Annotated in this window: 15 protein-coding genes; 8 read left to right on the forward strand and 7 right to left on the reverse strand. The window is 62.4% G+C overall.

Annotated features, from left to right (window positions below):
• Positions 1–3 precede the first annotated feature (3 nt).
• The 3 genes from rnhA (at position 4) to REH59_RS09065 (ending at position 3,775) form a co-directional block, all read left to right on the forward strand.
• Positions 4–450, forward strand: coding sequence for a ribonuclease HI (rnhA, locus tag REH59_RS09055; RefSeq protein WP_003251460.1), 447 nt, complete (start codon positions 4–6; stop codon positions 448–450).
• Between the two features lie 50 nt (positions 451–500).
• Positions 501–1,259, forward strand: a complete 759-nt coding sequence (gene dnaQ, locus REH59_RS09060) for a DNA polymerase III subunit epsilon (RefSeq protein WP_003251459.1) — start codon at positions 501–503, stop codon at positions 1,257–1,259.
• Positions 1,260–1,525: 266 nt separating this feature from the next.
• Positions 1,526–3,775 carry an Orn/Lys/Arg decarboxylase N-terminal domain-containing protein gene (locus tag REH59_RS09065; protein WP_014861241.1) on the forward strand — a complete coding sequence of 750 codons (2,250 nt, stop codon included), beginning with the start codon at positions 1,526–1,528 and terminating at the stop codon, positions 3,773–3,775.
• Here the strand turns inward: REH59_RS09065 and REH59_RS09070 are convergent.
• A complete protein-coding gene (locus tag REH59_RS09070; protein ID WP_003251457.1) occupies positions 3,759–3,977 on the reverse strand; it encodes a hypothetical protein in 219 nt (72 codons plus the stop codon). The genes REH59_RS09065 and REH59_RS09070 overlap by 17 nt on opposite strands.
• Positions 3,978–4,133: 156 nt before the next feature.
• Between REH59_RS09070 and chrR the strand changes: the two genes are divergently transcribed.
• Positions 4,134–4,694, forward strand: a complete 561-nt coding sequence (gene chrR / locus REH59_RS09075; RefSeq protein WP_003251456.1) for a class I chromate reductase ChrR — start codon at positions 4,134–4,136, stop codon at positions 4,692–4,694.
• Between the two features lie 103 nt (positions 4,695–4,797).
• Here chrR and REH59_RS09080 read toward each other — a convergent pair whose 3' ends face one another.
• On the reverse strand, positions 4,798–6,870 hold the full coding sequence (locus REH59_RS09080; RefSeq protein WP_014861242.1) for a TonB-dependent receptor family protein: 2,073 nt from the start codon (positions 6,868–6,870) through the stop codon (positions 4,798–4,800).
• Positions 6,871–7,090: 220 nt separating this feature from the next.
• On the opposite strand from REH59_RS09080, the gene REH59_RS09085 reads away from it, so the two are divergent.
• Genes REH59_RS09085 through REH59_RS09095 form a run of 3 tightly spaced genes read left to right on the forward strand, consistent with a single transcriptional unit; the run spans position 7,091 to position 8,054 of the window.
• Positions 7,091–7,339 carry a helix-turn-helix domain-containing protein gene (locus REH59_RS09085; protein WP_003251454.1) on the forward strand — a complete coding sequence of 83 codons (249 nt, stop codon included), beginning with the start codon at positions 7,091–7,093 and terminating at the stop codon, positions 7,337–7,339.
• Between the two features lie 12 nt (positions 7,340–7,351).
• A complete protein-coding gene (locus REH59_RS09090) occupies positions 7,352–7,699 on the forward strand; it encodes a head completion/stabilization protein (protein ID WP_014861243.1) in 348 nt (115 codons plus the stop codon).
• Positions 7,692–8,054, forward strand: a complete 363-nt coding sequence (locus tag REH59_RS09095; RefSeq protein ID WP_014861244.1) for a hypothetical protein — start codon at positions 7,692–7,694, stop codon at positions 8,052–8,054. Before REH59_RS09090 ends, REH59_RS09095 begins: the two co-directional genes overlap by 8 nt.
• Here REH59_RS09095 and REH59_RS09100 read toward each other — a convergent pair.
• The gene (locus tag REH59_RS09100; RefSeq protein ID WP_014861245.1) at positions 8,051–8,431 is read right to left on the reverse strand and encodes a helix-turn-helix domain-containing protein; all 381 of its coding nucleotides are present in this window, start codon (positions 8,429–8,431) and stop codon (positions 8,051–8,053) included. The two genes, REH59_RS09095 and REH59_RS09100, sit on opposite strands and share 4 nt — an antisense overlap.
• Before the next feature lie 179 nt (positions 8,432–8,610).
• Here REH59_RS09100 and REH59_RS09105 point away from each other — a divergent pair, with 179 nt between their 5' ends.
• Positions 8,611–8,874: an ogr/Delta-like zinc finger family protein gene (locus tag REH59_RS09105; protein ID WP_004576942.1), complete on the forward strand. Its 264-nt coding sequence runs from the start codon at positions 8,611–8,613 to the stop codon at positions 8,872–8,874.
• Positions 8,875–8,964: 90 nt separating this feature from the next.
• Here the strand turns inward: REH59_RS09105 and nuoN are convergent, their stop codons facing one another.
• Genes nuoN through nuoK form a run of 4 tightly spaced genes read right to left on the reverse strand, consistent with a single transcriptional unit; the run spans position 8,965 to position 14,173 of the window.
• Entirely contained in the window at positions 8,965–10,434 is a 1,470-nt protein-coding gene (nuoN, locus tag REH59_RS09110) for an NADH-quinone oxidoreductase subunit NuoN (protein ID WP_014861246.1), read from the reverse strand.
• Positions 10,435–10,441: 7 nt separating this feature from the next.
• Entirely contained in the window at positions 10,442–11,974 is a 1,533-nt protein-coding gene (gene nuoM / locus REH59_RS09115; protein WP_003251448.1) for an NADH-quinone oxidoreductase subunit M, read from the reverse strand.
• Between the two features lie 40 nt (positions 11,975–12,014).
• Complete coding sequence (nuoL, locus tag REH59_RS09120) at positions 12,015–13,868, reverse strand: NADH-quinone oxidoreductase subunit L (RefSeq protein WP_014861247.1); 1,854 nt, start codon at positions 13,866–13,868, stop codon at positions 12,015–12,017.
• Positions 13,865–14,173, reverse strand: coding sequence for an NADH-quinone oxidoreductase subunit NuoK (nuoK, locus tag REH59_RS09125; protein ID WP_003251446.1), 309 nt, complete (start codon positions 14,171–14,173; stop codon positions 13,865–13,867). Before nuoK ends, nuoL begins: the two co-directional genes overlap by 4 nt.
• Positions 14,174–14,176: the final 3 nt, after the last annotated feature.

Consider the following 14,176-nt stretch of genomic DNA (forward strand, 5'->3'; position numbering starts at 1 on the left):
TACATGAGCGATAGCGTCGAGATGTTTACTGATGGTGCCTGCAAGGGCAACCCTGGCCCGGGTGGCTGGGGCGTGCTGATGATCTACAAGGGCGTCGAGAAGGAACTGTGGGGCGGCGAACGTGAGACCACCAACAACCGCATGGAGCTGATGGCCGCGATCCAGGGCCTGATGTCGCTCAAACGTGAATGCGAGGTGGTGCTGACCACCGACTCGCAGTACGTGATGAAGGGTATTAACGAATGGATGGTCAACTGGAAGAAGCGCGGCTGGAAGACCGCCGCCAAGGAGCCGGTGAAGAACGCTGACTTGTGGCAGCAGCTCGATGAGCAGGTCAACCGCCACAAGGTGACCTGGAAGTGGGTACGCGGCCATATCGGCCACCCCGGCAACGAACGCGCCGACCAGCTGGCCAACCGTGGGGTCGATGAGGTGCGCGCCCAGCGTTGAGCTGGGGTACAATCGCGACCTTTGTAACGGATGCAAGTTGGAGCGCCCGCGTGGAGCAGCAGCAAGATAAACGGTTCGTCATTCTCGATACCGAAACCACGGGTATGCCGGTTGGCGAAGGCCACCGGATCATCGAGATCGGCTGTGTCGAGGTCATCGGCCGGCGCCTGACCGGGCGGCACTTCCACGTCTACCTGCAGCCCGACCGCGAGAGTGACGAGGGCGCGATCAACGTTCACGGCATCACGGATGCCTTCCTGGTCGGCAAGCCCCGCTTTGGCGATGTCGCCGAGGAGTTCTTCCAGTTCATCCAGGGTGCCACGCTGGTCATCCACAACGCGGCGTTCGACGTTGGCTTCATCAACAACGAATTCGCCTTGCTGGGCCAGCAGGACCGTGCTGACATTTCGCAGCACTGCACCATTCTGGACACCCTGTTGCTGGCACGTTCGCGCCACCCGGGGCAGCGCAACAGCCTGGATGCGCTGTGCAAACGCTACGACATCGACAACTCAGGCCGTGAGTTGCACGGCGCACTGCTCGACTCGGAACTGCTGGCCGACGTTTACCTGGCAATGACCGGTGGCCAGACCAGCCTGTCGTTGGCTGGGAATGGCGCAGATGCCGAAGAGGACGGGCAGGGCGCTGGCGGCAGCGAGATCCGCCGGATTGTCGGGCGTGCGCCAGGGCGGGTGATCATGGCCAGCGCTGAAGAGCTGGAGGCGCATGCCGAGCGGCTGGCGGCCATTGCCAAGTCGGCGGGTGGGCCTTCGCTGTGGCAGGCCCTGACTGAGACACCAGCCGGCTGATCTTTCGCCCTGCAACATGAAGTGGAGATCGTTGTAGGCGCGGGTTTACCTGCCGAATACGGTGGCGGCTGCGGCGGTGAATGGCGGGGGCAGATTGGCCAGCAGGCCCGGCCCTTTCGCGGGTAAACCCGCTCCTACTGGGCACCGGTCGGTGATTGGACACAGGCCGTCGTAGGAGCGGGTTTACCCGCGAAAGGTCCAGTACAGGCAATACAAGGCTCAACTACCCTGAAATGGACGCCATGTCCTTCGGAGGTAGCCACCTGATGTACAAGGACCTCAAGTTCCCGATCCTCATCGTCCACCGCGCCATCAAGGCCGACAGTGTTGCCGGCGAGCGCGTGCGCGGCATCGCCGAGGAATTGCGCCAGGATGGCTTTGCCATTCTCGCCGCAGCCGACCACGCCGAAGCACGCCTGGTCGCCGCCACTCACCACGGCCTGGCCTGCATGCTCATCGCGGCCGAAGGCGCTGGCGAGAACACCCATTTACTGCAGAACATGGCCGAGCTGATCCGCCTGGCCCGTCTGCGCGCACCCAACCTGCCGATCTTCGCCCTGGGCGAGCAGGTGACCCTGGAAAATGCTCCCGCCGAAGCCATGAGTGAGCTCAACCAGCTGCGTGGCATCCTTTACCTGTTCGAAGACACCGTGCCGTTTCTCGCCCGCCAGGTGGCGCGTGCTGCACACACCTACCTCGACGGCCTGCTGCCGCCGTTCTTCAAGGCGCTGGTGCAGCACACTGCGCAGTCCAACTACTCCTGGCACACCCCGGGCCATGGTGGCGGTGTGGCCTATCATAAAAGCCCGGTAGGCCAAGCCTTTCACCAGTTCTTCGGGGAAAACACCCTGCGCTCGGACCTGTCCGTTTCCGTGCCGGAGCTGGGTTCGCTGCTCGACCACACAGGCCCGCTGGCCGAAGCCGAGGCCAGGGCGGCGCGCAACTTCGGCGCCGACCACACCTTCTTCGTCATCAACGGTACCTCCACGGCCAACAAGATCGTCTGGCACGCCATGGTCGGTCGTGACGACCTGGTGCTGGTGGACCGCAACTGCCACAAGTCGGTGGTGCACGCGATCATCATGACGGGTGCCATCCCGCTGTACCTGTGCCCGGAGCGCAACGAACTGGGCATCATCGGCCCGATCCCGCTCAGCGAGTTCAGCCCCGAGGCGATCGCCGCGAAGATTCAGGCCAACCCCCTTGCCCGTGATCGTGGGCAGCGTATCAAGCTGGCGGTAGTGACCAACTCCACCTACGACGGGCTGTGTTACCACGCTGGGCTGATCAAGCAGGCCCTGGGTGCCAGTGTCGAGGTGCTGCACTTCGACGAGGCCTGGTTTGCCTATGCCGCGTTCCACGACTTTTTCACCGGGCGCTACGCCATGGGCACCGCCTGCGCGGCAGACAGCCCGCTGGTGTTCAGTACCCATTCCACCCACAAGCTGCTCGCGGCGTTCAGCCAGGCTTCGATGATTCATGTGCAGGACGGGGCCAGGCGGCAGCTGGACCGGGACCGTTTCAACGAAGCGTTCATGATGCACATCTCTACCTCGCCGCAGTACAGCATTCTCGCCTCGCTGGATGTGGCTTCGGCCATGATGGAAGGGCCGGCCGGGCGCTCGCTGCTGCAGGAGATGTTCGACGAGGCGTTGAGTTTTCGTCGTGCCCTGGCCAACCTGCGTGAGCACATTGCCGCAGAGGACTGGTGGTTCAGCATCTGGCAGCCGCCCAGTGCCGAGGGCATCGCCCGTCTGGCCGCGCAGGACTGGTTGTTGCAGCCGGGGGCGCAATGGCATGGTTTTGGTGAAGTGGCGGCCGACTATGTGCTGCTCGACCCGCTGAAAGTGACTTTGGTGATGCCGGGCCTGAGCGCTGATGGTGTACTGGGCGCGCACGGCATCCCGGCGGCAGTCGTCAGCAAGTTTCTCTGGGAGCGCGGGCTGGTGGTGGAAAAAACCGGCCTGTACAGCTTTCTGGTGCTGTTTTCCATGGGCATCACCAAGGGCAAGTGGAGCACCTTGCTCACCGAACTGCTGGAGTTCAAGCGCCACTATGACGGCAACACCCCGCTCAGCAATTGCCTGCCGAGTGTGGGGGCTGCCGACGCCCTCCGCTACCAGGGCATAGGCCTGCGCGACCTGTGCGACCAGTTACATGACTGCTACCGCGTCAATGCCACGGCCAAGCAGCTGAAGCGGCTGTTCACTCGTTTGCCGGAGGTGGCCGTAAGCCCGGCCCAGGCCTATGACAAGATGGTGCGTGGCGAGGTGGAGGCGGTACCGATCGAGGCGCTGCTGGGCCGTGTGGCGGCGGTGATGCTGGTGCCGTACCCGCCTGGCATCCCGTTGATCATGCCGGGTGAGCGGTTCACCGAGGCGACCCGCTCGATCCTGGACTACCTGGCATTCGCCCGAGCATTCAACCAGGGCTTTCCCGGGTTTGTCGCCGATGTGCACGGCCTGCAGCACGAAGGGGGCCGCTACACGGTGGATTGCATCACGGAATGCGCGTGATCTCGACGCCGGAGCGTGCCAGTTCGAAACGGTTATCACCCAGGTGGTTGACCTTGTCGCCGATGGCCAGGCGGTAGGTGGTGATGGGGGCGCCCAGCGTGCTGCCGTCGAGTTGCAGGGTGGATTCCTGAAACTCGTGCACGGGGTAGATGCGGCCTTCGGCGTCACGGGCGTGGAATTGGCCGACCATTACTGCTGCCATTTGGGTGGAAACCTCTGAATTACGTAGGAAATGTATGAAGTCATAGACCGTGAAACAGATGCGGAAGTTTTCGTCCTGCGGAAAAAAAACTTAGGCACTGGAGAACGGTCATCTATAACTACAACGTCTATTTAACCCGCAAAGGTTGGAATTGCCATGAGCCAGGTGTATTCGGTAGCAGTCGTCGTGGGCAGCTTGCGCAAGGAGTCCTACAACCGCAAGGTCGCCCGCGCACTTTCGGAGCTGGCGCCGTCCAGCCTTGCGCTGAAGATCGTCGAGATTGGCGACCTGCCGCTGTACAACGAAGATATCGAAGCCGAGGCACCGCCGGAAACCTGGAAGCGTTTTCGCGATGAAATCCGCCGCAGTGATGCGGTGCTGTTCGTCACCCCGGAATACAACCGCTCGGTGCCAGGCTGCCTGAAAAATGCCATCGATGTGGGTTCGCGTCCTTACGGGCAAAGTGCCTGGAGCGGCAAGCCGACGGCGGTGGTGAGTGTGTCGCCGGGGGCGATTGGTGGCTTTGGCGCCAACCATGCGGTGCGCCAGTCGCTGGTGTTTCTCGACATGCCCTGCATGCAGATGCCCGAGGCTTACCTTGGCGGTGCGGCGAGCTTGTTCGAGGATTCGGGCAAGCTCAACGACAAGACGCGACCGTTCTTGCAGGCGTTTGTCGACAGGTTTGCTTCATGGGTGAAGTTGAACAGGGCGGTCTGAGCCCCTAATCCTACTGTGCAACGCCCCTGTGTAGGCGCGGGTTTACCCGCGAATGCGGCATTGAATTTGCCGACGCATTCGCGGGTAAACCCGCGCCTACCCGTCAGCGGAAGCTGTAGGAAACCCCCGCGTATACGCCAAACCCTTCGCCCGGTGTCGAACGGGCATTGTCCTGGCCAGCGTCGTTGTAGGCCGGCGTCACGGTCGCTGCATAGCGCTGGTTGGTCAGGTTGCGCAGGTCCAGCCAGGTCTGCCAGTCCTGTTTCGGTGAGTCCCAGCCAACGCGTGCGCCGAGCAAGGCATATTCATCGGCGTGGTAGCTATTGGCGTAGTCCACCTGCACCTTCGAAGCCATTTGTGTGTTGACCCCGGCATAGAAGCCGCTCGGCCAGTCATAGCGCAGCTCGGCCTGGTAGTAGTGCATGGGGATGCCGGGCAGACGGTTGTCGCCAAACGTGTCGTCATCACGGTAGTGGAAGTCGCTGAAGGTGTAGGCCTGGCGCAAGCTCAGCTTGCCAGTGCCCGCGCGTTCCCACAGGGTGCTGTCGAGGCCGGCTTCCACGCCTTGGTGCACGGTAGCGCTGGCGTTGAATTCCGAGGTGAAGTTCGGCACTACCTCAACGGCCAGCAGTTCGTGGCGTACTTGCGAGTAGTACCAGGCCAGGTCCCAGCGGCCGAGGGCCGAGTCGCCACGGGCGCCCAGTTCCAGGGTGGTGGCTGTCTGGTTCTGCATCTCGATCGGCTGGATCTGCTTGCCGCCTGTGCTGGGCGCGCTCCAGATCAGCGACCACGGGTGTGGCGGCTCTACCGAGCGACTCAGGTTGCCGTACACCTGCAAGTCCGGGCGGATGTCGTAGCGCAGCCCCAGGCGGGGGGCATAGTCCCAGTCATGCATGCTCACCTTGCCGCCTTCAGCAGGGTAGGTCACGTCACTTTCGCGGCGCGTGTAGATCATGGCCAGGCCGGTGCTCAGCCACAGGTTGGGGACCAGTTCCAGATCGTTGCCAACATGCAGCACGGTGTCCGAGCCCTGGTAGGTGAAGTCACGGGTGCGCTCGCCGAACACATCGCCATTGCGGGTAAATTGCGAAGCGCCGCTGTTGGGCAGGTGCTTGGTGGTACGCCAACCGACGGTGGTCTTGCTCTCGCGCCCGAACAGTGTGTCGCGGCGGAAATAGTTCAGCGTACCGCTGACATCGGTATAGGCGACCTTCAGGCGCATGGGGCCTTCGCGCAGGTCCATCGGGTAGTCGTGATAGACCAGGCCGGCTTCCAGGCGCGCCTCGTCGTCGAGGTAGAAGGTGGTCTTGTTGCCCACCCAGGTGCTGCCTGGTTGCGGGCGGCTGTCGTCGCGTGCCAGATAGTTGGGGTTGGCCGCGCGTGGGTGGTGCTTGATCTGGTCTTTGGTCAGGCGCCCAGGCAGTTCGTTTTCAGTTTCCCGGTAGCGCAGGTAGAAGCGGGTTTCCAGGTCGGGGTTGAAGCGGTAACCGACATTGGCGGCAATGCCCTTGGCGCTGCCGCTGCTGTGCGCCTGGTAGCCGTCATATTCCGAGTCGGTCAGGGCCACGTAATAGTCGAGATTGCCCAGCACCTGGCCCGAACTGATGTGCCGATGCTGGTAGCCGCGGCTACCGACCTCGTAGCGTACTTGCAGTGCAGGCGCGTCGTAGCCGGTGTGGGTGACGTAGTTGATGGCACCGCCCAAGGCCAGGGAGCCTTGGTCAAAGCCATTGGCGCCACGCAGCACTTCGGCACGGCTCAGCCACAGCGGTTCGAACAATTCGTAAGGCGTGCCGCCCGGGCCGGTCAGCGGCAGGCCGTCGAACATCGTGTAAACGCCGGAACCGTGCGCCCCCGGCGCGCGGTTGAGGCCCGAGCCGCGTATCGACAGCTTGATGCCGTCGTTGCCTGCCGATTGGGCGAACACCCCAGGCTGATAGGCCAGCACGTCCTGGTTGCTGGCCACCCGGCCTTGCCCCACGCGCTGCATGTCCACCAGGTTGCTGGCCCCCGGTATTTCACGCAGGCGCTCGCTGGCTGCCGTCAGCTCGTTCTGCTCCTCATCGGTGATCAGCACTCGGCCCAATTCGACCGAGGATGCCCCCAGAGCGGGCTGAGTAGCAGCCAAGGCCGCCAGCAGACCGAGGCAGGACGAGAGGGGTAAATCGGAACGCATTGTACGACTCCAGGCGAAAGGCGAATGGACAACGGCGTTGAGACGAGCGAAATGCGGCTTGGAGCACGCAGAAAGTCAGCAAATCGTGCGTAACCTTCGTCATACGGTCTTGTACGAAAGTTCTTTACAAACCACGGCGGTGGAGGTGGGTGGCCTGTGCTTCGTAAGGTGACTGCAGGTAGGCAGTAATGCCTCGCTCAATCACCCGTGGAGTTCAAACATGACTGACAACGCTCGACACTCGCAGCAACCCTTGGCGGACGCCCCGGTTCGCCTGACGCCACGTGAACAGCAAGTGCTGTTGTGGTGTGCTTATGGCAAGAGCTCGTGGGAGATCGGCCAGATCCTTGAATGCAAGGAGTCGACGGTCAACTTTCACGTGTCCAACATCCTGCGCAAATTTGAAGTGCCTACCCGGGTGGCAGCTGTGATCAAGGCCATTCGCTACGGCATGCTGGCCGAGCAGTAAGGGGGGTAGAGCATGAGCAACGATCCTCGGCTACCGCGCTTTGCCGATTGCCATGACCCGTTCTGGCCGCGGGTGGATTTGGGCAGTTTGCGTGAGCACCTGCAACTGCCGCGGTCTGTCAGTGATGCTGCTTTGGAAGTGGCCGCGCGCTGCGCTGCTATCGAGGCTGCACGCGAATTCGCCCGCTGGCGGTCAGTGCTGCGAGAGCGGGGCTACAAGCGCCTCGAGGATGTGGCCGGGCATGATCATGGGCGTGCCTTGCAGGTGTGCTACATCCGTTTCGTCGAAGCGGCGGTCATGTATAGCCTGGGTTCAACCGCCTGCCTGCCTGTTCCGCGCGGAGGGCAAGTGCATGCCTGAGCGATCTGTTTTCGACCACCTGGCCCCGGCATTGGTGACGTTCCTGGGGGTGGATGGCGATGTGCTGTTCGCCGCGCTGCTGGGAGCATTGTTGGTGAGCGCGGCACGCGATCGATTGATCACCAGTGAGGCCAGGCGCCTGACGCTGGCCAAGAAAATGCTGCTGCTATTCGTGACCGTGGGCGTGGGCCATTTGTTCGAGCCACTGGTTTCGTCATTGGTGCCTTTGCTGACCCGGGGCATGGCGGCATTCGTGGCCGCTGTGGTGGTGATCCCCATCAGCCTCAAGGTCATGGTCTGGCTGGATACACTCGACCCGCGCGAGCTCATCCAGCGCTGGCGCCGTCGGGGTTAGCCATTGGTTGCGCCGCCGAGCTCGCTCAGTTGCTGTTCCAACTGCTGGATGCGCTGTTTGTCCTTGATGAACAGCAGGATGGCCTGGCGATCGCTGTGCGAGAGCGTGCGCAGCCGTTCGAGCATTTCGCACTCCCAGCCCGCATCACCTGGGTCAGCGGCGATGTGCTCGGCTTGACCCAGCAATAGCCAGTCCAGTGAGCATGCGTGCTTTTTGGCGATGTCTATGCAAAGTGAGTAAGGAATGCTTTCGCGAACCTTCCAGCTGCTCAGCGTTTGCGGGCTGACCGACAGTGCACGTGACAGCTCGGCATCTGTGTTTGCGCCAGTGAGAAGCTTAAGGCGGGTGAGCACCTCAGCAAGTATGTGAGTACTCATAACAAATATCCATGACTGGTTTAATGATATTCCATGGGCTTAAACTACTCGTTATGAATACAGCCCTGCGTTTTAAGGAGCACTTCTGCAATGAGAACCATCAAATTGAAGAATACACCCACAGTTGCAGCCAATACTGATACACAGGCTAGCCTGGGCAATGCTAGCAGGTACTTGCCGTGAGTACTTACAAGCTGGTTTGCCCGCATTGCCACAGCCGGATGCGCATACGTACTAGCGAAGGGCGCCATATTTTCCTGCGAATCGCTTATTTGCAATGCACCACCGAGGCGTGTGGCTGGTCAGTGCGCGCCGAATTCGAAATGACCCATGAACTCTCCCCCAGCGGCATGCCCAATCCGGAAGTGTACCTGCCTTCGGCCAATGGTGATTTGCGCAAGGCCGCCTTGCCGGGCGCAGGCCAGGGCTGCCCGAGTGAGTGAGGCACCATTGGGCGCAGGTAGCAAAACGTGCAGATAAAAAAACACCCCGCCTAGGCGGGGTGTTTTCTGTTACCGGGGCTGCCGGGGTGATCAACCGATCAGTTGCAGGCCCGCTTGCTGAACCATTTCCAGCAGGGGCTGCGGGTACACACCCAGTACGAAAGCGAGAATGGCGATAGCCAGCAGCATGACACCGCCGGTGCGCTGTTCCCACTTCAGCGGGGCGTCGTGACGACGCAGGTTCGGCTCGACCAGGTACAGGGTAACCATGACGCGCAGGTAATAGTACACGCCGATGGCGCTACCGATCACCAGCGCACCGACCAACCACCACAGGTGCGATTCGACGCCGGTAGCGATGATGTAGAACTTGCCGATGAAGCCGGCGGTCAGCGGGATACCCGCCAGCGACAGCATCATCACGGTCAGTACCGCTGTCAGGTACGGGCGGCGCCAGAACAGGCCGCGGTACTCGTACAGGGCATCGGCGTCACGGCCGCCGTATGGCGAGGACATCAGTGTGATGACGCCGAAGGCGCCCAGGCTGGTGATCACGTAGGTGACCAGGTAAACGCCCATGGCTTCCAGGGCCAGGCCCTTGCTGGCGACCAACGCGATGACCAGGTAACCGAAGTGGGCGATGGACGAGTAACCCAGCAGACGCTTGAGGTTGCTCTGGGTCAGCGCCAGCAGGTTACCAATCAGGATCGAGGCTACGGCAATCACCGCCAGTACGGTGCTGAGCACGCCGCTGCTGGCAGCAGGGGAGAGCATGAACAGGCGTACGACAACGGCGAATACTGCCACCTTGCTGGCGGTTGCCAGGAACGCGGCGACCGGTGCTGGGGCGCCTTCGTACACGTCCGGGGTCCACAGATGGAACGGCACCAGCGACAGCTTGAAGGCCAGGCCGACCAGCATCATGCCCAGGCCCAGCTGGGCCACCAGGCTTGGCATGCTGGTGGTAGCCAGGGCTTTGCCGATCTGGTCGAAGCTCAGGCTGCCGGCGTCGGCGTACAGCAGTGCCATGCCGAACAGCAGGAAAGCCGAGCCTGCGGCCGACAGCACCATGTACTTGATGCCGGCTTCCAGCGATCGCTTGTTGAAGAAGGCATACGCCACCAGGCCGTAGACCGGTACCGACAGCAGCTCCAGGCCGATGAACAGGCCGGCCAGGTGGTTGGCGCTGACCAGCACCAGGCCACCGAGGGCCGACATCAGCAGCAACAGGTACAGTTCTTCACGGTTGCCCGGGAAACCCTTGGAGCCCTCGCCGAGGTAGGCGTGGGCAAGGGTGACGCAGGCCAGCGTCGCGATGAGGATGATCGCCATGTACAGGCAGGCGAATTTGTCGATGGTGATCAGCGAGGTGACCGCCAGCGGCGCGACCTTAAGCGCCGGCAGGAGCGACAGCAGGGCCAGGTTCAGGCCCACGGTGGACAGCAGGAAGGTCTGCGAGTGGTTGCGCTTCCAGGCGATCGCCAGCATCACCACCACCGTGGTGATGGTGGTGATCAGCATCGGCGCCAATGCGATGAAGTGTTGAGTGGTGAATTCCATAGCGCTCTTACCGGGCCGAAGCGAGTTGAGTGAAAGCGGATCCGAGCCACTGCTGCACACCACTCATGGTGGCGGCAGAGGTGTCGAGGAACGGCTGCGGATACACGCCCAGCAGGATCAGCAATACCGCCAGACCCAGAACCATGATCAGTTCGCGACCGTCCATGCCGGCCAGCACGGTGTCGGTCTTGGCCGGGCCGAAATAGGCGCGGTGGATCATGATCAGCGAGTACACCGAACCGAACACCAGGCCGGTGGTGGCAATCACGGTGATCCACGGTACATGCACGAAGCTGCCGATCAGGATCAGGAACTCGCCGACGAAGTTGCCGGTGCCTGGCAGGCCCAGCGATGCCGCTGCGAAGAACAGGCTGATGGCCGGCAGGTAAGCGATGCGGTGCCACAGGCCACCCATCTGGCGCATGTCACGGGTGTGCAGGCGCTCGTACAGCTGGCCGGACAGGATGAACAGTGCCGCAGCCGACAGGCCGTGGGCCAGCATCTGGATCACCGCACCTTGCAGGGCCTGCTGGCTGCCGGAGTAGATACCGATCAGCACGAAGCCCATGTGCGAGACGCTGGAGAAGGCGATCAGGCGCTTGATGTCGGTTTGTGCGAAGGCCAGGAAGGCACCGTAGAAGATACCGATCAGGCCCAGGGTCATGGCGATCGGCGCGAACTCGGCCGAGGCGTTCGGGAACAGCGGCAGGGCGAAGCGCAGCAGGCCGTAGGCCGCTGTCTTCAGCAAGATACCCGCCAGGTCCACCGAGCCTGCGGTCGGTGCCTGGGCGTGAGCGTCAGGCAGCCAGGAGTGGAACGGCACTACCGGCAGCTTCACCGCGAAGGCGATGAAGAAGCCCAGCATCAGCACGTACTCGACACCGGCTGGCAACTCGGCCTTGAGCAGGTCGCTGTAGTTGAAGGTGAGCACGCCAGTGGTGTTGTAGTTGACCAGCACCAGGCCCAGGATCGCCACCAGCATGATCAGGCCGCTGGCCTGGGTGAAGATGAAGAACTTGGTCGCCGCGTAGATCCGGGTCTTCTTGCCATCTGCCGAGCTGTGACCCCAGAGCGCGATGAGGAAGTACATCGGCACCAGCATCATTTCCCAGAAGAAGAAGAACAGGAACAGGTCCAGGGCCAGGAACACACCGACCACGCCGCCGAGGATCCACATCAGGTTGAGGTGGAAGAAGCCGACGTGGCGCTGGATCTCTTTCCAGGAACACAGTACCGACAGCACACCGAGCAGGCCGGTGAGCAGGATCATCAGCAGCGACAGGCCATCAAGGGCCAGATGGATGCTGATGCCGAAGCGCTGGATCCACTGGACTTTGTATTCCAGGGCCCAGGCCGGTTCGGCGCCCGGGGCGGGAGCAAGGGTGTAGTCGCCGGTACCCCACAGCCACAGGCCGATGCCAAGCAGCAGGGACATGGTAAGCAGCGCGATCCAGCGCGGCAGGGTGGCGCCGAAGCGCTCACCCAGCCAGCACAGGAAGCCGCCGATGAAGGGGATCAGGATCAGCCAAGGCAAAATCATGACGGGTTGGTTTCCTTTGGCAAAGTCGCAAGATTCATAGTCATACCGCAGCCACTACCACGGCACCGAGCACCAGCACGGCACCCACGGCGATAGAGGCGGTGTACCAGCGCAGTTGGCCAGTCTCGGTCTTGCTCATGGCCACGTGGCCACCACGCGCCATCCGAGGAATCAGGCCGATTGTGCGGTCAACCGGGTCCTTGCGCAGGATGTGGCTGATCAGCAGGTACGGTTTGACGAAAAGCTTGTCGTAGATCCAGTCGAAGCCCCAGGCAGCGAACCACCAGGCCGACAGGACGCGACCGATGCCACTGTTGGCGACGGCGCTGACGAAGCGGCGCTTGCCCAGGAACAGCAGGGCTGCCAGCAGGATACCGGCGATGGCGATGGCACCCGAGGTGATCTCCAGCGCGTGCTTGGCTTCGCCACCGGCATGGCCGGCGCTTTCAGGCAGCACACCGGCCAGCGGCGGGGTGATCCAGGCGCCGACGAAGGTCGACAGCACGATCAGCACGCCCAGCGGCAGCCAGTGGCTGATGCCGTGGCCCGCGTGGGCTTCGGTCTTGGCTTCGCCATGGAAGGCGATGAAGATCAGGCGGAAGGTGTACAGCGAGGTCATGAACGCGCCTACCAGGCCGGCATACAGCAGGCTGGTGTTGCCGCTGGCGAAGGCTTCCCAGAGGATCTCGTCCTTGGAGTAGAAGCCTACGGTCACGATCGGCAGGGCCGCCAGTGCCGCACCACCGACCACGAAGCTGGCGTAGGCCAGCGGCAGCTTCTTCCACAGGCCGCCCATCTTGAAGATGTTCTGCTCGTGGTGGCAGGCAACGATCACCGCACCGGAGGCAAGGAACAGCAGGGCCTTGAAGAAGGCGTGGGTCATCAGGTGGAAGATCGCCGCGTCCCAGGCACCCACGCCCAGGGCCAGGAACATGTAGCCGATCTGGCTCATGGTCGAGTAGGCGAGGATACGCTTGATATCGGTCTGTACCAGCGCAGCGAAGCCTGCCAGTACCAGGGTCACGCCACCGACCACACCTACAAGGTGCAGGATGTCCGGCGCCAGCAGGAACAGGCCGTTGGTACGGGCGATCAGGTACACGCCCGCGGTCACCATGGTTGCGGCGTGGATCAGTGCCGAAACCGGAGTCGGGCCCGCCATGGCGTCGGCCAGCCAGGTCTGCAGTGGCAGCTGTGCCGATTTACCGACCGCACCACCCAGCAGCATCAGCGTGGCCAGCACCATCCAGGTGTCGCCAGCCTGGAACTTCTGCGGTGCCAGCACCAGCAGTTCCTGCACGTTCAGGGTGCCCAGCTGGGCGAACAGGATGAACAGGCCGATGGCCATGAACACGTCGCCGATACGGGTGACGATGAATGCCTTGAGTGCCGCGTTACCGTTGTTGCGGTTGCTGTAGTAGAAACCGATCAACAGGTACGAGCACAGGCCCACGCCTTCCCAGCCGAAGTAGATGAACAGCAGGTTATCGCCAAGGATCAGGAACAGCATGCTGGCGATGAACAGGTTGGTGTACGAGAAGAAGCGCGAGTAGCCGGCTTCGCCACGCATGTACCAGGATGCGAACAGGTGGATCAGGAAGCCGACACCGGTCACCACACCGAGCATGGTGACCGACAGGCCGTCCAGGTACAGGGTGAAGTTCGGCGCGAAGCCGTCCACCGACATCCACTGCCACAGCAGCTGGCTGTACGCGCCGCCCTCAGGCGGGGCGACGTTGAACTGCCAGATGACGTAAGCGGCGGTGGCGGCCGACAGGCCTACCGAGCCGACGCCGATCAGGGCGGACAGGTTCTCCGAGAACCGTCCGCGCGAGAACGACAGCAGCAGGAAGCCGATGAGGGGAAAGACGAAAGTCAGGAAGAGAAGGTTCATCCGCGCATCTCACTGGCAGCATCGATGTCGAGAGTGTGGAAGCGGCGATACAGCTGCAGCAGGATGGCCAGGCCAATGCTGGCCTCGGCGGCTGCCAGGCTGATCACCAGAATGAACATCACCTGGCCGTCGGGCTGGACCCAACGGGCACCGGCGACGACGAACGCCAGGGCAGAGGCGTTCATCATGACTTCCAGGCTCATGAGCACGAAGAGGATGTTGCGGCGGACCATCAGGCCAACCAGACCTAAGCAGAACAGGATGCCGGCGACCGCCAGACCATGCTCGAGAGGGATAGCACCCATGAT

The organism is Pseudomonas sp. BO3-4 (assembly GCF_034044115.1).
Lineage (GTDB): Bacteria > Pseudomonadota > Gammaproteobacteria > Pseudomonadales > Pseudomonadaceae > Aquipseudomonas > Aquipseudomonas alloputida.